The organism is Salmonella sp. A29-2, assembly GCF_020150755.1.
GTDB lineage: Bacteria > Pseudomonadota > Gammaproteobacteria > Enterobacterales > Enterobacteriaceae > Salmonella > Salmonella enterica.
Genome location: NZ_CP083731.1, coordinates 1,353,328 through 1,374,732 on the forward strand (window position 1 = coordinate 1,353,328; position 21,405 = coordinate 1,374,732).

Consider the following 21,405-nt stretch of genomic DNA (forward strand, 5'->3'; position numbering starts at 1 on the left):
CTTGCCATTTTGGTCCTGGGCAGTGCTCGCCAAAACGCGTTAGCGTTTTGAACGCCGCTAGCGGCGGCCCGAAGGGCGAGCGTAGCGAGTCAAACCTCACGTACTACGTGTACGCTGCGGTTTTTGCGCGCTGTCCGTGTCCAAACTGGCTGCGTCAATAACGCCTGGTGGGACAGGCTCTTAATTTTTATTTTAAGGAACCATATATCTGGTCAACAATCCAGCCATACGTTGCCGCAGGTAATAATCCACTGACAAAAACATTCGGATTCACTTTAGGATTTGCTACCGGCGAGTGCGGCCTGTTACCTAAAATCACAATCGCCATATGATTAACCGGATCGATAGACGTCAGCGTTCCGGTCCATCCGGTATGTCCATACGTTTGCGGACTGGCTAATACCCCGAACGTGGGGGTCATTGAGGCGTTGCCGTTAACGCGCCACCCCAGACCAAAGGTAGCGTCTTCTGGCGAGCGGCGAGTAAACTGCGCAACCGTTTTGTCGTCGAATAGCTTCACGTTACCGTAGCCGCCCCCATTGAGCATGACTTGCATTAACACAGCCATATCATGGGTGTCAGAAAACAGTCCGGCGTGTCCTGAAACGCCGCCCATTGAGTACCAGGCTTTTTCGTCATGCACCTGGCCCCAGAGTGTATTGGTGCGAATATTGGGGAAATGAATCACGCCGTCACGCGTGTTGCCGTGTAGTTCCGTTGCGGCGATTTGCGGCGGCGTGAAGCCTTTCATCAGCGGGTTAAAGACGGTATGTTTTAATCCGAGCGGTTTATAAATGGTGGTTTCGACGTAGCGATCTAATGGCATTGCCGTTATCGATTCAATGATAAAACCAAGAATCATATAATCCACGTCGCTGTAGATATGCTTCGACCCAGGTTGATATTCCAGCGGTGTCTTTTTAATCATCTCCAGAGTAGTGCTTTTACTCTGTGAAAATAATTTACCGGCGACGTTTTTATTGGGATATTGTGGGTCGGCAGGAAAGCCCGCGACGTGATGAAGAATATCAATAATGCGGAGTTTATCTTTGCCTTTTATTTTATCCCCAGGCATATCCTTAAAGCCGGGAATGTATTTTGATACCAAATCATTGACATCTATTTTTCCTTCATACACCAGTTTTTGCAATGCAAAGTTAGTGGCATACATTTTTGTGTTTGAAGCCAGGTCATACATCGTGTTAGTGGTCGCCCGAATAGGATGGGCTAACAGCGTGGAACCGTCATATTTTTTGGCATAGCCCCAGGCTTTTTGTAGAACAATATGATTATCTTTTATCACCAGAAGATTGATACTGGGATATCCGGCATCAATTTGATTTTGAATCCAGCCATCAAGTCGGTGAAGTTTTTGGCTATCAAATCCCACCTGATCAGGGCTCGCGGTGGTCAATACCGGATACTCAACGGCAAAAGCTGAAAGGGAAAACGTCAGTAGAACCGTCGCAACGAGAGTAAATTTCATGATGATTCCCTCAGTCTCACTCCGGCCGTCAAATCATATCGCGAGCATGGACTCTGCGGCCCGGAGAAGCAGAATATGGTCATGGCAGTGACAGAAAAATATGGCTGTACATCCGTTCAGTCGGCATTAAGGATTAACCCTTCAGCAGACAAAACCGACCTCACGGCGTAATATTAATGCTCTTTTTACACCCTGGAGCCAGCATGTCGCAAACCATTACGCTTATTAAGGATAAAATTCTTTCTGATAATTATTTTACTCTGCGCAACATTACCTATGACCTGGCCCGTCGTAATGGCGAGGTTATCCGTCACAAGCGTGAGGTTTACGATCGCGGGAATGGCGCAACCATTCTGCTTTACAACTCAACTAAAAAAACCGTGGTTCTGGTTCGTCAGTTTCGCGTGGCGACATGGGTCAACGGTAATCAAGACGGTATGTTAATTGAAACCTGCGCTGGCCTGCTTGATAACGACGAGCCGGAGGTCTGTATCCGTAAAGAGGCCATTGAAGAGACAGGGTATGACGTTGGTGAGGTACGCAAGATATTTGAGCTGTATATGTCGCCAGGCGGCGTCACGGAACTGATTCATTTCTTCATTGCCGAATATCATGATAGCGAGCGTGCCAGCATCGGCGGCGGCGTGGAGGACGAAGAGATTGAGGTGCTTGAACTGCCGTTTTCCCGGGCGCTGGAAATGGTGCGCTCAGGCGAGATTCGGGACGGTAAGACCGTGTTATTGCTTAACTATTTACAGACGTCTCATCTAATGGACTGAAAAAAAAGAAATATATTTCTTTACACAAAAAAGACCAATCCGATAAATCTGATTGAGAACCCTGAGGCGCGCAAGGAAGATACCGCCTTAGCTGTGTTGTTCTGAATCTGGGGTTGTTCCGTTCATGCGCTACCGCGTTATTCTTTTTTGTCTGTTTGGCCTGTTGCCGGTCCAGCTACTGTGGGCTGCGCCAGCGCAACGGACTTTTTCCGACTGGCAGGTCACCTGCAATAACCAAAATTTTTGCGTAGCGCGCAATACTGGCGAACATCATGGGCTGGTGATGACATTAAGCCGCAGCGCCGGGGCGCGTACCGATGCGGTACTGCGTATCGATCGCGGCGGTTTGGCGCCGCCCGACGCTAAAGAAGCCGCAATTGCGCCTCGCTTATTGCTGGATGGCAAACCGCTTTCGTTCAACAGTCCACACTGGCGCGTGTCGCCCTGGCATCTCATGACCGGCGATCCTGCCACCATCACCGCATTTTTACAGACGATTCAGGATGCGCAGGCCATCACCTTAAAAAACGGCGTTCAGACGCTTTCGCTGGCGGGATTAAAAGCGGCATTACTGTTTATCGACGCGCAACAAAAACGTGTGGGCAGCGAAACCGCCTGGATTGAAAAAGGAAACGAACCGCCGCTCAGCGTGCCCCCGGCACCGGCATTAAAGGGGATCGCCGTTATTAATCCAACGCCCGTACCGCTGAGTGAGGAAGAACGCGACGATCTGCTGGACTACGCCGCATGGCGGGTAAACGGCATTCGCTGTTCGCTTGACCCGCTGCGTCGCGAGACGCAGGTCAGCGCGTTGACGGATGATAAAGCGTTATTGATTGTTAACTGCGAAGCCGGCGCCTATAACACTATTGATCTCGCCTGGGTAGTTTCACGCAAAAAAACGCTCGTCTCGCGCGCCGTACGTTTGCGGCTGCCGTTTAATCGCGGCGTCGAAAGTAATGACATGGAGTTGATGAACGCCTTCTTTGACGAGAAAACGCGCGAACTGGTGACGTTGGCGAAAGGGCGGGGGTTAACCGACTGTGGTATCCAGACGCGCTGGCGTTATGATGGCGATCGTTTTCGTCTGGTACGTTATGCCGAAGAACCGAGCTGCGATAACTGGCACGGGCCGGATGCCTGGCCTACGCTGTGGATCACGCGTTGAATCCTGGTTGTTATCCCCTTTTCAGAATAGGGATACACCTATTGAGGTTTCATTTATGGTATAGAGATTGCTACGTTACGGTAGGATTGTTACTTTACCCGATAGCCTCACCACAGCAGGAAATAGTATGAAAATAAATAATGGCCCCGTATTATGCCCCCATTGTGGCTGCCTGAGCGCTTATTATGAAATAGATCGGCTGGCGGCGATAAGAGAAAAAGTGAATAAAGAAGGCGGATCAGCGGCGTGGGATTCAACATTACAGGCGCATAAAAAAAAGGCCTTTTGCCTGATGTGCCATAAATCCATTGATGAGGTCGTCATCGGGCAGTCAGATGCGCCTGAGTCTACGAAGTAATTTTGCACAGCCTACAGAACAGGTCTGCAGACTGCGCAAAGTCTGTGTTGCTAACGCTCGCCTTAGCCTTTGATGTTCAGCACCCGGCGGGCTTTTTCTACAATATTTTCCACGGTAAAGCCAAAATACGGGAACAGTTTGTCAGCCGGGGCGGATTCACCGTATCCCGTCATGCCGATAATTGCGCCTTTTAGGCCAACATATTTATACCAGTAGTCGGCTATACCGGCTTCCACCGCGACGCGGGCGGTCACGTGCGCCGGTAGCACTGATTCGCGATATGCCTCGTCCTGCGCATCGAAAATATCCGTTGAAGGCAACGACACCACGCGAACGTTATGCCCCTCGCCAGTCAATTTTTCCGCCGCCTGGAGGGTAATTTCCATTTCCGATCCGGTAGCGATCAGAATGATATCCGGCTTGCCGCCGCTATCCTTCAGAATATAACCGCCGCGAGCAATTGCTTTCACCTGTTCCGGCGTGCGTTCCACCTGCGCCAGATTCTGCCGCGAGAGAATCAACGCCGTCGGCCCGTGCTGACGTTCAATGGCCAGCTTCCAGCCGACCGCCGCCTCAACCTGATCGCAGGGACGCCAGGTGCTGAAGTTTGGCGTTAAGCGCAGGCTCGCCAGTTGTTCCACGGCCTGGTGCGTCGGGCCATCTTCGCCCAAACCGATGGAGTCGTGGGTATAGACCATAATCTGCCGGGCTTTCATTAAGGCCGCCATACGCGCCGCGTTACGCGCATATTCGACAAACATCAGAAACGTGGCGGTATACGGTACAAAGCCGCCGTGGTGGGCGATGCCGTTGGCAATGGCGGTCATGCCGAATTCGCGCACGCCATAGTGGATGTAATTACCTGCCGGATCCTCTTTCAACGAGGTCGAACCTTTCCAGATAGTCAGGTTGCTCGGCGCCAGATCCGCCGATCCGCCCAACAGTTCCGGCAACAGGGGACCGTAGGCATTGAGCGTATTTTGCGATGCTTTACGGGTGGCGATTTTGGCCGGATTAGCCTGCAAGTCGTTAATAAATTTTTGCGTGGCGGATTCCCATGCCTCCGGCAGTCCGCCGCTCATCCGGCGGGTAAACTCCGCGGCCAGCTCAGGATAAGCCTTCTCATAAGCTGCAAACTTTTCCTGCCACTGCTGCTGCGCTTTCTCGCCTTTTTCACGGCCATCCCACGCGCGGTAAATTTCTTTTGGGATCTCAAACGCCGGATGATGCCATCCCAGCTTCTGGCGGGTCAGCGCCACCTCTTCTTCGCCCAGCGCCGCGCCGTGCGACTCCTCCTTCCCGGCTTTATTCGGCGAGCCAAAACCTATCACCGTCCGACAGATAATTAGCGAAGGTTTATCTTTTACGCTCTGGGCTTCGAGAATGGCTTTTTTCACCGCTTCCGGATCGTGCCCGTCAATGTCATGCACGACATGCCAGTGGTAGGCTTCAAAACGTTTGGCGGTATCGTCGGTAAACCAGCCTTCGGTTTCGCCATCAATGGAGATGCCGTTGTGATCGTAAAAGCCGATCAGTTTGCCCAGTCCCAGCGTACCTGCCAGCGAACACACCTCATGCGAGATCCCCTCCATCAGACAGCCGTCGCCCATAAAGACATAGGTGTAGTGGTCGACAATCTCATGGTCCGGCCGGTTGAACTGTGCGCCTAACGTACGCTCGGCAATCGCCAGCCCGACGGCATTCGCCAGCCCCTGGCCCAGCGGTCCGGTGGTGGTTTCAACGCCGGGCGTATAGCCAATCTCCGGGTGACCTGGCGTTTTGGAGTGCAGTTGACGGAAGTTTTTTAGCTCCTCCAGCGGCAGGTCATAACCGGTTAAATGCAGCAGACTATAGAGCAGCATGGAGGCGTGACCGTTGGAAAGGATAAAACGATCACGGTCATACCAGGTCGGATCGGTGGGGTTATGTTTAAGAAAATCGTTCCATAGCACTTCAGCGATATCCGCCATCCCCATTGGCGCGCCGGGGTGCCCGGAATTGGCTTTTTGAACGGCATCCATGCTCAGCGCACGAATCGCATTGGCAAGGTCTTTACGGGACATAAATCACTCCATGCAAGGTTTATAGTTTGGCGGCAAGCAGGTCTTCCAGTTTGCGCTGGTCAACGGCAAAAAGACGGATACCTTCCGACAGCTTCTCTACGGCCATCGCGTCCTGATTATGTTCCCAGCGGAACTCCGCTTCCGTCATTGGCGTAGGACGATGGAACATCTGCGAGGAAGGCACCAGTTTACGGATCACCGGTTCTTCTTTTTCTTTCAGCTCTTTAAGCAGGTTAGGGGAGATAGTCAGTCGATCGCAGCCGGTTAGCGCGAGGATTTGCTCAGTACGGCGGAAACTTGCACCCATCACGATGGTTTCATAGCGATGTTGTTTAAAGTAATCGTAGATATTGCGTACCGATTTCACGCCGGGATCTTCCTCCACGACATACGGCTCCAGCGGACTACGCGCCTGATACCAGTCGTAAATTCGGCCCACGAACGGAGAGATCAAATAGACGCCCGCTTCGGCGCAGGCGCGCGCCTGGGCAAAAGAGAACAACAACGTCAGGTTGCAATTAATGCCTTCTTTTTCGAGCTGCCCGGCGGCGCGGATACCTTCCCAGGTTGCGGCGAGCTTGATCAGAATGCGCGATTTATCAATACCCTGCTGCTGGTAGAGACCCACCAGATGGCGCGCTTTCTCGATACTTTTTTCTTTATCGAATGATAACCGCGCGTCGACTTCAGTGGAGACGCGACCGGGAATACTTTTCAGTATTTCCGCGCCAAAATTGACCGCCAGTTTATCGCTGGCTGCTGCAACCTGCTGTTCCTGCGTACCGCCGTGTTTTTTCCCCCAGGCAATCGCATCCTCAATCAAATGACCATACTGCTCAAGCCCGGCGGCTTTCAGCAGTAAAGAGGGATTTGTCGTGGCATCCTGCGGCTGGTAGTGGCGGATGGACTCGATGTCGCCGCTGTCGGCGACGACGGTAGTGAATTGTTTGATGCCGTCTAGCTGGTTCATAGGAAATACTCCTTGAAAAGTAAAGTGTTAGATGAGTGTGTTGATTCACACTTCTGAAAGATTGATACACTACATAACCAAAAAGCATAGCAGACAGGCATGGTATTGCTGGTATAAGCAGGTAACATGGCTGTTATAAGTTGATAACAAACTCTTGCGCCGCGTCGTGATAGTTTGCAGACCTTCAAAGTTTGTGTTGCGCAGTACGGTGATAATGTGCGGCGCACCAGGCCGCGTCACTTTTTGAACGATACGTGAAAGGAACAACAAAATGGATGAGCAGTTAAAACAAAGCGCCCTTGATTTCCACGAATTTCCGGTACCCGGTAAAATTCAGGTTTCTCCGACTAAGCCCCTTGCCACCCAACGCGATCTGGCGTTGGCTTACTCGCCAGGCGTGGCGGCGCCCTGCCTGGAAATCGAAAAAGATCCGCTGGCAGCCTACAAATACACCGCGCGCGGCAACCTTGTCGCGGTCATTTCCAACGGTACAGCGGTGCTGGGGTTAGGCAACATTGGCGCGCTGGCCGGCAAGCCGGTCATGGAAGGCAAAGGCGTTCTGTTTAAAAAATTCGCCGGCATCGATGTGTTTGACATTGAAGTCGATGAGCTTGATCCGGACAAATTTATCAATGTGGTCGCAGCGCTGGAGCCGACCTTTGGCGGCATTAACCTCGAAGACATTAAAGCGCCGGAATGTTTCTATATTGAACAGAAACTGCGCGAGCGCATGAACATCCCGGTTTTCCATGATGATCAGCACGGAACGGCGATCATCAGTACTGCCGCCATTCTTAATGGCCTGCGAGTCGTAGAGAAAAATATTTCCGACGTGCGGATGGTCGTCTCCGGCGCAGGGGCGGCGGCAATCGCTTGTATGAACCTGCTGGTCGCGTTGGGGATGCAAAAGCACAACATCGTGGTGTGCGACTCTAAGGGCGTTATTTACAAAGGCCGTGAGCCGAATATGGCGGAGACCAAAGCGGCCTATGCGGTGGACGACAGCGGCAAGCGCACGCTGGATGAGGTCATTGACGGCGCGGATATTTTCCTCGGCTGTTCAGGCCCGAAAGTGCTGACTCAGGAGATGGTGAAGAAAATGGCCCGCGCGCCAATGATTCTGGCGCTGGCTAACCCGGAACCGGAAATTCTGCCGCCGCTGGCGAAAGAAGTGCGTCCGGACGCCATCATCTGTACCGGTCGTTCCGACTATCCGAACCAGGTGAACAACGTATTGTGCTTCCCGTTTATCTTCCGTGGCGCACTGGACGTCGGCGCGACGGCGATCAACGAAGAGATGAAACTGGCGGCGGTCCGTGCGATTGCCGAGCTGGCGCATGCCGAACAGAGCGAAGTGGTGGCCTCGGCCTATGGCGATCAGGACCTGAGCTTTGGGCCGGAATACATTATTCCGAAACCGTTTGACCCGCGTCTGATTGTCAAAATCGCTCCGGCGGTCGCGAAAGCGGCAATGGATTCCGGCGTGGCGACGCGCCCGATTGCTGACTTTGATGCCTATATCGATAAACTGACCGAGTTTGTCTACAAAACCAACCTGTTCATGAAGCCGATCTTCTCGCAGGCACGCAAAGATCCGAAGCGTGTAGTGCTGCCGGAAGGGGAAGAGGCGCGCGTGCTGCACGCAACCCAGGAGTTGATCACCCTGGGGCTGGCGAAACCCATCCTGATCGGACGTCCGAGCGTGATCGAAATGCGTATCCAGAAACTGGGGCTACAGATCAAAGCGGGCGTTGATTTCGAGATCGTGAATAATGAATCCGATCCGCGCTTCAAAGAGTACTGGAGCGAGTATTACCAGATCATGAAGCGTCGCGGGGTAACTCAGGAACAGGCGCAGCGTGCGATGATCGGCAACCATACGGCCATTGGCGCGATCATGGTGCAGCGTGGGGAAGCGGATGCAATGATCTGCGGCACTATCGGCGACTACCATGAGCATTTCAGCGTAGTGAAAGCCGTCTTTGGCTACCGTGACGGCGTGCATACGGCAGGGGCGATGAACGCCTTACTGCTGCCAAGCGGCAACACTTTTATTGCCGATACTTATGTTAACGAAGATCCCACGCCGGAACAGTTGGCGGAGATCGCCGTAATGGCGGCGGAAACCGTTCGCCGCTTTGGTATTGAGCCGAAAGTCGCGCTGTTGTCGCACTCTAACTTTGGTTCCTCAAATTCGCTGTCCGCCAGCAAAATGCGCGAAACCCTTGAGCGGGTACGCGAACGAGCGCCCGATCTGATGATTGACGGTGAGATGCACGGTGATGCAGCGTTGGTGGAAAGTATTCGTAATGACCGGATGCCGGATAGCCCGCTGAAGGGAGCCGCCAATATTCTGGTGATGCCGAATATGGAAGCCGCCCGCATTAGTTACAACTTACTACGCGTCTCCAGTTCCGAAGGCGTCACGGTCGGCCCGGTCCTGATGGGCGTGTCTAAACCGGTACATGTATTAACGCCGATCGCCTCTGTACGCCGTATCGTGAATATGGTGGCGTTAGCGGTAGTTGAAGCGCAAACCACGCCGCTTTAATAACGCATTACTCTCTCTTCTGGCGCAGGTTCTCCTGCGCTTTTTTTATGCGCCGCTGGGCTTCGCCATGGCATGGAAGGCTCGTGTGGGGATATTCTGGAACCTATTGTGTTACCCCTACTTATTTCACTGAATCTGTACTATGCACAAATCGAGTGATACGCATTATTTTTATCAATAGTAGTAATACAAAGAATAGCCGGTGGGTATTTATTGCGGAACAGGTTTAAATTCAGAATGACGCCTGAAAATGTGATGCACCACGATATTTATCGTTAACACCTTCGACAGAAGTCACTTTTATTTTCTTTCTCTTAGTGATCTACCTCACCTTTTACATCACCTTGCCGAATTTTGTTATTTACTCCGACAAAAAATTGCCACGATGACGGCAGTTTCAGTGGAGACGGTGAGCAATGAATAAAGAACGCATTATTCAGGAATTTGTGCCGGGCAAACAGGTCACGCTGGCGCATCTCATTGCGCACCCTGGTGAAGAACTGGCGAAAAAGATCGGCGTTCCCGATGCTGGCGCGATTGGCATTATGACCTTAACGCCGGGGGAAACAGCCATGATCGCTGGCGATTTAGCGATGAAGGCTGCGGATGTACACATCGGTTTTCTCGACAGATTTAGCGGCGCGCTGGTGATTTATGGCACCGTCGGCGCAGTAGAAGAAGCGCTATTACAGACGGTCAGCGGGCTGGGGCGATTATTAAACTTTACCCTGTGTGAGTTAACAAAAAGTTAATTGGTGGCGGTAATGAAACGTATTGCTTTTGTCGGCGCGGTCGGTGCCGGAAAGACAACGCTTTTTAACGCGTTACGGGGAAATTATTCCCTCGCCAGAAAAACGCAGGCCGTGGAATTTAATGATCATGGCGATATCGATACGCCGGGTGAATATTTTAGCCATCCCCGTTGGTATCACGCCTTAATTACCACGTTGCAGGATGTGGACACGCTGATTTATGTCCACGCGGCAAACGATAAAGAAAGTCGCTTACCTGCCGGGTTATTGGATGTTGGAACCCGTAAACGACATATCGCCGTTATCAGCAAAACGGACATGCCGGATGCCGACGTCGCCGCTACGCGGCAGTTGCTTTGCGAGATTGGATTCCGGGAGCCGATTTTCGAGCTCAACGGTCACGACCCGCAAAGCGTGCGGCAGTTGGTGGATTATCTGGCGGCTCTCAGTGAACAGGAGGAAGAGGCAGGTGAAAAAACTTATCACAGCTAACGATATTCGTGCGGCCCACGCCCGCGGCGAACAGGCGATGTCGGTAGTGCTGCGCGCCAGCATTATTACCCCGGAGGCTCGCGAAGTGGCGGAACTACTGGGCTTCACGATTACCGAATGCGACGAGTCCGTCCCGGCATCCACATCGGCGCAGGCGTGTAAAAGCGAAAGCCAGCGCATTCGGGAAGCCATCATCGCGCAGCTCCCGGAAGGGCAGTTTACTGAAAGCCTGGTGGCGCAGCTGATGGAAAAAGTGCTCAAGGAAAAGCAGTCGCTGGAACTGGGGACGATGCAGCCGAGCTTTACCTCCGTCACGGGTAAAGGCGGCGTGAAAGTCATTGACGGCAGCAGCGTGAAATTTGGCTGCTTCGACGGCGCCGAACCGCACTGCGTCGGCTTAACCGATCTGGTTACAGCGCAGGACGGCAGCAGCATGGCCGCCGGGTTTATGCAGTGGGACAACGCCTTTTTCCCGTGGACGCTGAACTACGACGAAATCGACATGGTGCTGGAGGGCGAACTGCACGTACGCCATGAAGGCGAAACCATGATTGCCAAAGCCGGAGATGTCATGTTCATCCCTAAAGGCTCCAGCATTGAATTTGGCACGCCAACGTCCGTGCGCTTTCTGTACGTCGCCTGGCCTGCAAACTGGCAATCCGTATGAACGATTTCATCACCGAAACGTGGCTCAGAGCGAATCACACGCTCAGCGAAGGATCGGAAATCCATCTGCCCGCTGATGCACGACTGACGCCCTCGGCCCGGGAACTGCTGGAAAGCCGCCGCCTGCGCATTAAGTTTCTGGATCAGCAAGGCCGGCTGTTTGTCGATGATGACGAACAGCAGCCGCAGCCGGTACATGGCTTAACCAGTAGCGATACGCACCCACAGGCCTGCTGTGAACTGTGCCGCCAGCCGGTGGTGAAAAAGCCCGATACGCTGACCCATCTGACGGCGGACAAAATGGTCGCCAAAAGCGACCCGCGCCTCGGCTTTCGCGCCGCGCTCGACAGCGCCATCGCGCTGACCGTGTGGCTACAAATCGAACTGGCGGAACCCTGGCAGCCGTGGCTTTTCGATATCCGGTCGCGGCTGGGCAACATTATGCGCGCCGACGCTATAGATGAACCGCTGGCGGCGCAGGCGATCGTCGGGCTGAACGAGGATGAGCTGCATCGCCTTTCCCACCAGCCGCTGCGCTATCTCGACCACGATCACCTGGTGCCGGAGGCCAGCCACGGTCGCGATGCGGCGCTGCTTAATCTGCTGCGAACCAAAGTCCGCGAAACGGAAACCCTCGCCGCACAAGTGTTTATTACCCGTAGTTTTGAGGTCTTGCGCCCGGACATTTTACAGGCGCTGAACCGTCTCTCCAGCACGGTTTACGTGATGATGATTTTGAGCGTGGCGAAACATCCGCTGACGGTCGCCCAAATTCAACAACGGTTGGGAGAGAAGCCATGATCATTGAACGCGCCCGCGAACTGGCGGTACGCGCCCCCGCCAGAGTCGTCTTTCCCGATGCGCTGGACGAACGCGTGCTGAAAGCGGCGCATTACCTGCAACAGTGCGGTCTGGCTCGCCCCGTTCTGGTCGCCAGTCCGTTTGCGCTGCGTCAGTTTGCCCTGAGTCATCGTATGGCGATGGATGGCATTCAGGTCATCGACCCACACAGCAACCTGAGTATGCGCCAGCGTTTTGCGCAACGCTGGCTTGCCCGTGCCGGAGAAAAAACGCCGCCGGACGCAGTGGAAAAGCTTAGCGACCCGCTGATGTTCGCTGCCGCCATGGTGAGCGCCGGTGAGGCTGATGTGTGTATCGCAGGCAACCTGTCGTCAACGGCGAACGTGCTGCGCGCAGGGCTGCGGGTGATTGGCCTGCAACCCGGGTGCAAAACATTGTCGTCTATTTTCCTGATGCTGCCGCAGTATGCCGGCCCGGCATTAGGGTTCGCCGATTGCAGCGTAGTGCCGCAGCCGACGGCGGCGCAGCTGGCGGATATCGCTCTCGCCAGCGCCGACACCTGGCGGGCCATTACCGGCGAAGAGCCGCGCGTGGCGATGCTGTCATTTTCAAGCAACGGCAGCGCCCGTCACCCCAATGTTGCCAACGTGCAGCAGGCGACAGAGCTCGTTCGCGAACGTGCGCCGCAACTGCTTGTGGACGGTGAATTGCAGTTTGACGCCGCTTTCGTACCGGAGGTCGCCGCGCAAAAAGCGCCTGACAGCCCGCTGCAAGGCCGCGCCAACGTGATGATTTTCCCGTCGCTGGAGGCGGGCAATATTGGCTACAAAATCGCTCAGCGTCTGGGAGGCTATCGCGCTGTTGGGCCGCTAATTCAGGGGCTTGCCGCGCCGCTTCACGACCTCTCCCGAGGCTGTAGCGTGCAGGAAATTATCGAACTGGCGTTGGTGGCAGCCGTGCCGCGCCAGGCTGACGTGAGCCGCGAACGCAGCTTACACACACTGGTTGAATGAACGGTCCCGTTCTGGACCCCTTTAATGAGAGGAAAACACGATGGAAGCATTAGGAATGATTGAAACCCGGGGCCTGGTTGCGCTTATTGAGGCCTCAGATGCGATGGTAAAAGCCGCGCGCGTGAAACTGGTCGGCGTGAAGCAGATTGGCGGTGGCCTGTGTACGGCCATGGTGCGTGGCGACGTGGCGGCGTGCAAAGCCGCAACCGATGCTGGCGCCGCTGCGGCGCAGCGCATTGGCGAGCTGGTCTCCGTACACGTGATTCCACGCCCGCACGGCGATCTGGAAGAAGTGTTCCCGATCAGCTTCAAAGGCGACAGCAACATTTGATGGTAGGCCGGATAAGACGCGCAGCGTCGCCATCCGGCATGAATGCGCGCCATTGCCTGATGGTGCGCAGATTCAAGGCCTACGACCCAACGGGCAATCCATGGAGGCGGATATGAAACTGGCAGTCGTCACAGGACAAATCGTATGTACCGTCCGCCATCAGGGACTGGCGCATGACAAATTGCTGATGGTGGAAATGATCGATGCCCAGGGCAACCCCGACGGGCAGTGTGCCGTCGCTATCGACAGTATCGGGGCGGGAACCGGAGAGTGGGTACTGCTGGTCAGCGGCAGTTCCGCACGCCAGGCGCATCGCAGCGAATTATCACCGGTCGATCTGTGCGTCATTGGCATCGTCGATGAAGTGGTGGCTGGCGGGAAAGTGGTTTTCCATAAATAGGACTGAACATCATGAATCAACAGGATATTGAACAGGTGGTGAAAGCGGTACTGCTGAAAATGAAAGACAGCAGCCAGCCGGCCAGCACTGTTCATGAGATGGGCGTTTTTGCCTCCCTGGATGACGCAGTGGCGGCAGCAAAACGGGCCCAGCAGGGGCTGAAGAGCGTGGCGATGCGCCAGCTTGCCATTCATGCCATTCGCGAGGCGGGCGAAAAACACGCCCGAGAATTAGCGGAACTTGCCGTCAGCGAAACCGGCATGGGACGCGTTGACGATAAATTTGCTAAAAACGTGGCGCAGGCGCGCGGCACGCCGGGCGTCGAGTGTTTATCTCCGCAGGTGCTGACCGGCGATAACGGCCTGACGCTGATTGAAAATGCGCCGTGGGGCGTGGTGGCCTCGGTCACGCCGTCCACCAATCCGGCGGCGACGGTGATTAATAACGCCATCAGCCTGATTGCCGCAGGCAACAGCGTCGTGTTTGCCCCGCATCCGGCGGCGAAAAAGGTCTCTCAGCGGGCAATCACTCTCCTCAATCAGGCGGTGGTCGCCGCCGGTGGCCCGGAAAATTTGCTGGTCACCGTGGCGAATCCGGATATCGAAACCGCCCAGCGGCTGTTCAAGTACCCCGGTATTGGCCTGCTGGTGGTGACTGGCGGCGAAGCGGTGGTGGACGCGGCGCGTAAACATACTAATAAACGCCTGATCGCCGCCGGTGCCGGTAATCCCCCGGTGGTGGTGGATGAGACCGCCGACCTGCCGCGCGCCGCACAATCCATCGTCAAAGGCGCGTCGTTTGATAACAACATCATCTGTGCCGACGAAAAAGTGCTGATTGTGGTGGATAGCGTCGCCGACGAGCTGATGCGTCTGATGGAAGGTCAGCACGCGGTGAAACTGACCGCCGCTCAGGCCGAACAGCTCCAGCCGGTGCTGCTGAAGAATATTGATGAGCGCGGCAAAGGCACCGTCAGCCGTGACTGGGTCGGTCGTGACGCGGGCAAGATCGCTGCAGCCATCGGCCTGAACGTCCCGGATCAAACGCGCCTGCTGTTTGTGGAAACGCCAGCTAACCATCCGTTTGCCGTCACTGAAATGATGATGCCGGTACTGCCGGTGGTACGGGTCGCCAACGTCGAAGAAGCCATCGCCCTGGCGGTTCAGCTTGAAGGCGGTTGCCACCATACGGCGGCGATGCACTCGCGCAATATCGACAACATGAACCAGATGGCGAACGCCATCGACACCAGCATTTTCGTCAAAAACGGGCCGTGCATTGCCGGGCTTGGATTGGGCGGAGAAGGCTGGACCACCATGACCATCACCACGCCAACCGGCGAAGGCGTGACCAGCGCGCGTACCTTTGTGCGGCTGCGTCGATGCGTGCTGGTGGATGCGTTTCGCATTGTATAAGGGATGACTCATGGCGCACGACGAACAACTCTGGCTCACCCCAAGACTGCAAAAAGCGGCGGCCCTGTGTAACCAGACGCCCGCCGCCAGCGATACACCGCTGTGGCTGGGCGTCGATTTGGGCACCTGCGACGTGGTGTCGATGGTGGTCGACGGCAACGCCCAGCCGGTGGCGGTGTGCCTTGACTGGGCCGACGTTGTGCGTGACGGCATCGTCTGGGATTTCTTCGGCGCCGTCACCCTCGTGCGCCGCCATCTCGACACCCTTGAACAGCAGCTCGGCTGCCGCTTTACCCACGCGGCGACCTCGTTTCCGCCAGGCACCGACCCGCGTATTTCGATCAACGTGCTGGAGTCTGCCGGGTTAGAAGTCAGCCACGTACTGGATGAGCCGACGGCGGTGGCGGATCTGCTGGCGCTTGATAATGCAGGCGTGGTGGATATTGGCGGCGGCACTACCGGCATTGCCATCGTCAAACAGGGCAAGGTGACTTACTCCGCCGATGAAGCCACTGGCGGGCACCATATCTCCCTGACGCTGGCGGGCAACCGCCGTATTCCCCTGGAAGAGGCGGAACAGTACAAGCGCAGCAATGCGCAGGAGATTTGGCCGGTAGTGAAGCCGGTGTACGAAAAGATGGCGGAAATCGTCGCTTGCCATATTGCCGGGCAGGGAGTGACAGATTTATGGCTGGCGGGCGGCTCCTGTATGCAGCCGGGCGTGGAGGCGTTATTTCGCCAGCGTTTCCCGGAGTTACAGGTGCATTTACCGCAGCACAGCCTGTTTATGACCCCGCTGGCGATAGCCAACAGCGGGAGAGCGAAAGCGGAGGGACTCTATGCAAGCTGAACTACAGACGGCGCTGTTTCAGGCATTCGACACCCTGAATCTGCAACGGGTGAAAACGTTCAGCGTACCGCCGGTCACGCTGTGCGGACTTGGGGCGCTCGGCGCCTGCGGCCAGGAAGCGCAAGCGCGAGGCGTAAGCCATCTGTTTGTGATGGTCGACAGCTTCCTGCATCAGGCGGGAATGACCGCGCCGCTGGCACGTAGCCTGGCGATGAAGGGCGTGGCGATGACGGTCTGGCCGTGTCCGCCAGGCGAGCCGTGCATCACCGACGTCTGCGCGGCGGTGGCGCAACTGCGTGAGGCGGCGTGCGACGGCGTAGTGGCCTTTGGCGGCGGTTCGGTGCTGGACGCGGCGAAAGCGGTCGCCCTGCTGGTGACTAACCCTGACCAGACGCTGAGCGCCATGACCGATCGCAGCACATTACGCCCGCGTCTGCCGCTGATTGCGGTGCCGACCACCGCCGGAACCGGTTCTGAAACCACCAACGTGACGGTGATTATCGACGCGGTCAGCGGGCGCAAGCAGGTGCTGGCGCACGCGTCACTAATGCCGGACGTGGCGATTCTTGATGCTGCCGTGACCGAAGGCGTTCCGCCAAACGTGACGGCGATGACCGGTATCGATGCGTTGACTCATGCGATTGAGGCCTACAGCGCGCTCAACGCCACGCCGTTTACCGACAGCCTGGCGATTGGCGCGATAGCTATGATTGGCAAATCGCTGCCGAAAGCCGTGGGTTACGGCCACGATCTGGCGGCGCGTGAAAATATGTTACTGGCCTCCTGTATGGCGGGAATGGCCTTTTCCAGCGCTGGTCTGGGGCTGTGTCATGCGATGGCGCACCAGCCAGGGGCGGCGCTGCATATTCCGCACGGCCAGGCCAACGCCATGCTGCTGCCAACAGTCATGGGCTTTAACCGGATGGTTTGCCGCGAGCGCTTCAGTCAAATCGGTCGGGCGTTAACCAATAAGAAATCGGACGATCGCGATGCAATTGCGGCGGTGAGCGAGCTGATTGCCGAAGTAGGGCAGAGCAAACGGCTGGCTGACGCTGGCGCCAAATCCGAACACTACAGCGCGTGGGCGCAAGCCGCGCTGGAGGATATTTGTCTGCGCAGTAACCCACGCACCGCCACACAGGCACAGATTATCGACCTGTATGCGGCTGCCGGGTAATGCCTGTAGGCCGGATAAGGTGCTCGCACCGCCATCCGGCAATAACACGGCGTTAATGCCGGAGGCGACGTAAACGTCTTATCCGGCCTACAAATCATAAATGGCAGGGAGTAAGGGCTATGGGAATTAACGAAATCATCATGTACATCATGATGTTCTTTATGCTGATTGCCGCCGTGGACAGAATCCTGTCGCAGTTCGGCGGGTCGGCGCGCTTCCTTGGTAAATTCGGCAAGAGTATCGAGGGGTCTGGCGGCCAGTTTGAAGAAGGCTTTATGGCGATGGGCGCTCTGGGGCTGGCGATGGTCGGTATGACCGCGCTGGCGCCGGTGCTGGCGCATGTACTGGGGCCGGTTATTATCCCGGTATACGAAATGCTGGGCGCGAACCCATCCATGTTCGCGGGTACGCTACTGGCCTGTGATATGGGCGGATTCTTCCTCGCCAAAGAGCTGGCCGGCGGTGATGTCGCGGCGTGGCTATACTCAGGGTTAATACTTGGGTCGATGATGGGGCCGACCATTGTGTTCTCCATTCCGGTGGCGCTCGGCATTATCGAACCGTCTGACCGCCGCTACCTGGCGCTTGGCGTACTCGCGGGTATCGTCACCATTCCCATTGGCTGCATTGCGGGGGGATTGATCGCCATGTACTCAGGCGTGCAGATCAATGGTCAGCCAGTGGAGTTTACCTTCGCGCTGATCCTGATGAACATGATCCCGGTATTGATCGTCGCGGTGCTGGTAGCGCTGGGGCTGAAGTTCATCCCGGAAAAAATGATCAACGGTTTCCAGATTTTCGCCAAATTTCTGGTGGCGCTGATCACCATCGGCCTGGCAGCTGCGGTGGTTAAATTCCTGTTGGGTTGGGAGTTGATTCCGGGACTCGACCCGATCTTTATGGCGCCAGGCGACAAACCCGGCGAAGTGATGCGCGCCATTGAAGTGATCGGCTCTATCTCCTGCGTGCTGCTCGGCGCGTATCCGATGGTGCTGTTACTGACCCGCTGGTTTGAAAAACCGTTGATGAATGTCGGTAAGCTGCTGAACGTAAATAATATTGCGGCGGCAGGCATGGTGGCGACCCTGGCGAACAATATCCCCATGTTCGGCATGATGAAGCAGATGGATACCCGCGGCAAAGTGATTAACTGCGCATTTGCCGTCTCTGCGGCGTTCGCGCTGGGCGACCATTTAGGCTTCGCCGCCGCCAACATGAACGCCATGATCTTCCCGATGATCGTTGGCAAGCTGATCGGCGGCGTGACGGCGATTGGCGTGGCGATGATGCTGGTGCCGAAAGATGACGCCGCCCAGGTGAAAACCGAAGTGGAGGCGCAATCGTGAACACTCGCCAGCTACTGAGCGTCGGTATCGATATCGGCACCACCACCACGCAGGTGATCTTCTCGCACCTGGAGTTGGTTAACCGTGCGGCGGTGTCGCAGGTGCCGCGCTACGAATTCATCAAACGCGACATTAGCTGGCAAAGCCCGGTCTTCTTTACGCCCGTGGATAAGCAGGGCGGTCTGAAAGAGGCCGAACTTAAAGCGCTGATTCTGGCCCAGTATCAGGCCGCAGGCATCGCGCCTGAATCGGTGGACTCCGGGGCTATCATTATCACCGGCGAAAGCGCCAAAACCCGCAACGCCCGTCCGGCGGTCATGGCGCTCTCGCAGTCGCTGGGCGACTTTGTGGTCGCCAGCGCCGGGCCGCATCTGGAATCAGTCATTGCCGGTCACGGCGCCGGAGCGCAAAGCTTGTCTGAGCAGCGGATGTGCCGGGTGCTGAATATTGATATCGGCGGCGGCACGTCTAACTACGCGCTGTTTGACGCGGGAAAAGTCAGCGGCACCGCCTGCCTTAACGTCGGTGGTCGCCTGCTGGAAACCGACGCTCAGGGGCGCGTGGTTTATGCCCACCAGCCGGGGCAGATGATTATCGATGAGGTGTTCGGTTCGGGTACTGATGCTCGCGCCTTAGCTGCCGCACAGTTGGGGCAGGTGGCGCGGCGGATGGCGGATCTCATCGTCGAGGTTATCACTGGCGCGCTCTCGCCGCTGGCGCAATCGCTGATGCAAACCGGGCTACTGCCCGCCGATATTACGCCGGAGGTGATTACCCTTTCCGGTGGGGTAGGTGAATGCTACCGCAACCAACCTGCCGATCCGTTCTGCTTTTCTGACATTGGACCGCTGCTGGCCACGGCGCTGCATGAGCACCCGCGTCTGCGCGAGATGAACGTGCAGTTTCCGGCGCAAACCGTACGCGCCACGGTGATTGGCGCAGGGGCCCATACGCTCTCGCTTTCCGGCAGTACTATCTGGCTGGAAGACGTCCAACTGCCGCTGCGCAACCTGCCGGTGGCGATCCCGCAGGATGACGCCGATCTGGTGAACGCCTGGCGGCAGGCGCTTCTCCAGCTTGATCTCGACCCGCAAACCGACGCTTACGTGCTGGCGCTTCCCGCCACGCTTCCGGTGCGTTACGCCGCATTACTCACGGTCATCAACGCGCTGACGGCTTTTGTCGCGCGTTATCCCAATCCACATCCCCTGCTGGTGGTGGCCGAGCAGGATTTTGGTAAAGCGCTGGGCATGTTATTGCGCCCACAGTTACCGCAACTTCCGCTGGCGGTCATCGATGAGGTGGTCGTGCGGGCGGGAGACTATATCGACATTGGTACGCCTCTTTTTGGCGGATCGGTTGTGCCGGTGACGGTGAAATCACTCGCATTTCCTTCCTGAGGGAACGACTTATGAAACTAAAGACCACATTGTTCGGCAATGTTTATCAGTTTAAGGATGTAAAAGAGGTACTGGCTAAAGCCAACGAACTGCGTTCGGGGGATGTGCTGGCCGGGGTTGCCGCGGCAAGTTCGCAGGAGCGCGTAGCGGCAAAACAGGTACTATCGGAAATGACGGTGGCGGATATCCGCAACAATCCGGTGATTGCCTATGAAGAGGACTGCGTGACGCGCCTGATTCAGGACGACGTCAACGAAACGGCCTATAACCGGATTAAAAACTGGAGCATCAGCGAACTGCGTGAATACGTGCTGAGCGATGAAACCTCCGTGGACGACATCGCATTTACCCGCAAAGGCCTCACCTCCGAAGTGGTGGCGGCAGTGGCGAAAATCTGCTCCAACGCCGACCTGATCTACGGCGGCAAGAAAATGCCGGTGATCAAAAAAGCCAATACCACCATCGGTATTCCGGGCACTTTTAGCTGCCGTTTGCAGCCGAACGATACCCGTGACGATGTACAGAGTATCGCCGCGCAAATCTACGAAGGGCTTTCTTTCGGCGCGGGCGATGCGGTGATCGGCGTTAACCCGGTGACCGATGACGTGGAGAACCTGACCCGCGTGCTCGACACCGTTTACGGCGTTATTGATAAATTCAATATTCCGACCCAGGGCTGCGTGCTGGCGCACGTCACCACCCAGATCGAAGCGATTCGTCGCGGCGCGCCGGGCGGACTGATTTTCCAAAGCATTTGCGGCAGCGAGAAGGGCTTAAAAGAGTTCGGTGTGGAACTGGCGATGCTCGACGAAGCGCGGGCTGTGGGGGCGGAGTTCAACCGCATCGCCGGGGAAAACTGCCTGTACTTTGAAACCGGACAGGGCTCGGCGCTGTCGGCTGGTGCGAACTTTGGTGCCGACCAGGTGACGATGGAAGCGCGTAACTACGGGCTGGCGCGCCACTACGATCCGTTCCTGGTGAACACCGTGGTGGGCTTTATCGGGCCGGAGTATCTCTACAACGACAGGCAGATTATCCGCGCCGGTCTCGAAGATCACTTTATGGGCAAGCTGAGCGGCATCTCCATGGGCTGCGACTGCTGCTATACCAACCATGCCGACGCCGACCAGAACCTTAACGAAAACCTGATGATTCTGCTCGCCACTGCCGGCTGTAACTACATCATGGGGATGCCGCTCGGCGACGACATCATGCTCAACTACCAGACCACCGCTTTCCACGATACCGCCACCGTCCGTCAGTTGCTGAATTTACGGCCATCGCCGGAGTTTGAACGCTGGCTGGAAACGATGGGCATTATGGCAAATGGTCGTCTGACCAAACGGGCGGGCGATCCGTCACTGTTCTTCTGATGACGCGGGGATAA

Annotated in this window: 20 protein-coding genes; 17 read left to right on the plus strand and 3 right to left on the minus strand. The window is 56.1% G+C overall.

All coding sequences use genetic code 11. The features are described 5' to 3' along the window. Positions 1-187: 187 nt before the first annotated feature. Positions 188-1,486, minus strand: coding sequence for a penicillin binding protein PBP4B (gene pbp4b / locus K8W53_RS06435; protein ID WP_000673293.1), 1,299 nt, complete (start codon positions 1,484-1,486; stop codon positions 188-190). Positions 1,487-1,689: 203 nt separating this feature from the next. Between pbp4b and nudK the strand changes: the two genes are divergently transcribed. The 3 genes from nudK (at position 1,690) to K8W53_RS06450 (ending at position 3,791) form a co-directional block, all read left to right on the plus strand. Then, entirely contained in the window at positions 1,690-2,265 is a 576-nt protein-coding gene (nudK, locus tag K8W53_RS06440) for a GDP-mannose pyrophosphatase NudK (RefSeq protein ID WP_023223669.1), read from the plus strand. 124 nt (positions 2,266-2,389) lie between these two features. Beyond that, complete coding sequence (locus K8W53_RS06445) at positions 2,390-3,433, plus strand: DUF1176 domain-containing protein (RefSeq protein WP_001270670.1); 1,044 nt, start codon at positions 2,390-2,392, stop codon at positions 3,431-3,433. Positions 3,434-3,560: 127 nt separating this feature from the next. Then, the gene (locus tag K8W53_RS06450; protein ID WP_000700635.1) at positions 3,561-3,791 is read left to right on the plus strand and encodes a hypothetical protein; all 231 of its coding nucleotides are present in this window, start codon (positions 3,561-3,563) and stop codon (positions 3,789-3,791) included. A 62-nt stretch (positions 3,792-3,853) separates the two neighbouring features. On the opposite strand, the gene tkt is transcribed toward K8W53_RS06450, so the two are convergent. Both tkt and tal read right to left on the minus strand, forming a co-directional pair. Further along, positions 3,854-5,854, minus strand: coding sequence for a transketolase (gene tkt / locus K8W53_RS06455; RefSeq protein WP_000087326.1), 2,001 nt, complete (start codon positions 5,852-5,854; stop codon positions 3,854-3,856). A gap of 19 nt (positions 5,855-5,873) precedes the next feature. Then, complete coding sequence (tal, locus tag K8W53_RS06460) at positions 5,874-6,824, minus strand: transaldolase (RefSeq protein ID WP_023181777.1); 951 nt, start codon at positions 6,822-6,824, stop codon at positions 5,874-5,876. Between the two features lie 271 nt (positions 6,825-7,095). Between tal and maeB the strand changes: the two genes are divergently transcribed. From maeB to eutB, 14 genes are all read left to right on the plus strand, one after another. Further along, positions 7,096-9,375, plus strand: a complete 2,280-nt coding sequence (gene maeB / locus K8W53_RS06465; RefSeq protein WP_000344299.1) for an NADP-dependent oxaloacetate-decarboxylating malate dehydrogenase — start codon at positions 7,096-7,098, stop codon at positions 9,373-9,375. A gap of 416 nt (positions 9,376-9,791) precedes the next feature. Continuing rightward, positions 9,792-10,127 (plus strand): ethanolamine utilization microcompartment protein EutS, encoded by a 336-nt coding sequence (gene eutS, locus K8W53_RS06470; RefSeq protein WP_001031445.1) that lies wholly within the window; start codon positions 9,792-9,794, stop codon positions 10,125-10,127. 12 nt (positions 10,128-10,139) lie between these two features. After that, positions 10,140-10,619 carry an ethanolamine utilization acetate kinase EutP gene (gene eutP / locus K8W53_RS06475; RefSeq protein WP_000820751.1) on the plus strand — a complete coding sequence of 160 codons (480 nt, stop codon included), beginning with the start codon at positions 10,140-10,142 and terminating at the stop codon, positions 10,617-10,619. Then, positions 10,597-11,286: an ethanolamine utilization acetate kinase EutQ gene (eutQ, locus tag K8W53_RS06480; protein ID WP_161399808.1), complete on the plus strand. Its 690-nt coding sequence runs from the start codon at positions 10,597-10,599 to the stop codon at positions 11,284-11,286. Before eutP ends, eutQ begins: the two co-directional genes overlap by 23 nt. Then, positions 11,283-12,086: an ethanolamine utilization cob(I)yrinic acid a,c-diamide adenosyltransferase EutT gene (gene eutT, locus K8W53_RS06485; protein WP_000997660.1), complete on the plus strand. Its 804-nt coding sequence runs from the start codon at positions 11,283-11,285 to the stop codon at positions 12,084-12,086. The genes eutQ and eutT overlap by 4 nt, the downstream gene beginning before the upstream one ends. After that, on the plus strand, positions 12,083-13,099 hold the full coding sequence (gene pta / locus K8W53_RS06490) for a phosphate acetyltransferase (protein ID WP_000582915.1): 1,017 nt from the start codon (positions 12,083-12,085) through the stop codon (positions 13,097-13,099). The genes eutT and pta overlap by 4 nt, the downstream gene beginning before the upstream one ends. Positions 13,100-13,139: 40 nt before the next feature. Further along, entirely contained in the window at positions 13,140-13,430 is a 291-nt protein-coding gene (gene eutM, locus K8W53_RS06495; protein WP_000387716.1) for an ethanolamine utilization microcompartment protein EutM, read from the plus strand. Positions 13,431-13,542: 112 nt separating this feature from the next. Next, positions 13,543-13,830, plus strand: coding sequence for an ethanolamine utilization microcompartment protein EutN (eutN, locus tag K8W53_RS06500; protein WP_001522340.1), 288 nt, complete (start codon positions 13,543-13,545; stop codon positions 13,828-13,830). An 11-nt stretch (positions 13,831-13,841) separates the two neighbouring features. Beyond that, positions 13,842-15,245 (plus strand): aldehyde dehydrogenase family protein, encoded by a 1,404-nt coding sequence (locus tag K8W53_RS06505; RefSeq protein ID WP_001075640.1) that lies wholly within the window; start codon positions 13,842-13,844, stop codon positions 15,243-15,245. 10 nt (positions 15,246-15,255) lie between these two features. Beyond that, entirely contained in the window at positions 15,256-16,095 is an 840-nt protein-coding gene (gene eutJ, locus K8W53_RS06510) for an ethanolamine utilization protein EutJ (RefSeq protein ID WP_000929673.1), read from the plus strand. Then, positions 16,085-17,272 carry an ethanolamine utilization ethanol dehydrogenase EutG gene (gene eutG, locus K8W53_RS06515; protein WP_023223671.1) on the plus strand — a complete coding sequence of 396 codons (1,188 nt, stop codon included), beginning with the start codon at positions 16,085-16,087 and terminating at the stop codon, positions 17,270-17,272. Before eutJ ends, eutG begins: the two co-directional genes overlap by 11 nt. Before the next feature lie 119 nt (positions 17,273-17,391). Further along, the gene (gene eutH / locus K8W53_RS06520; protein WP_000512360.1) at positions 17,392-18,618 is read left to right on the plus strand and encodes an ethanolamine utilization protein EutH; all 1,227 of its coding nucleotides are present in this window, start codon (positions 17,392-17,394) and stop codon (positions 18,616-18,618) included. After that, positions 18,615-20,018, plus strand: coding sequence for an ethanolamine ammonia-lyase reactivating factor EutA (gene eutA / locus K8W53_RS06525; protein ID WP_023223672.1), 1,404 nt, complete (start codon positions 18,615-18,617; stop codon positions 20,016-20,018). Before eutH ends, eutA begins: the two co-directional genes overlap by 4 nt. Before the next feature lie 11 nt (positions 20,019-20,029). Next, the gene (eutB, locus tag K8W53_RS06530) at positions 20,030-21,391 is read left to right on the plus strand and encodes an ethanolamine ammonia-lyase subunit alpha (RefSeq protein ID WP_000769990.1); all 1,362 of its coding nucleotides are present in this window, start codon (positions 20,030-20,032) and stop codon (positions 21,389-21,391) included. Positions 21,392-21,405 lie beyond the last annotated feature (14 nt).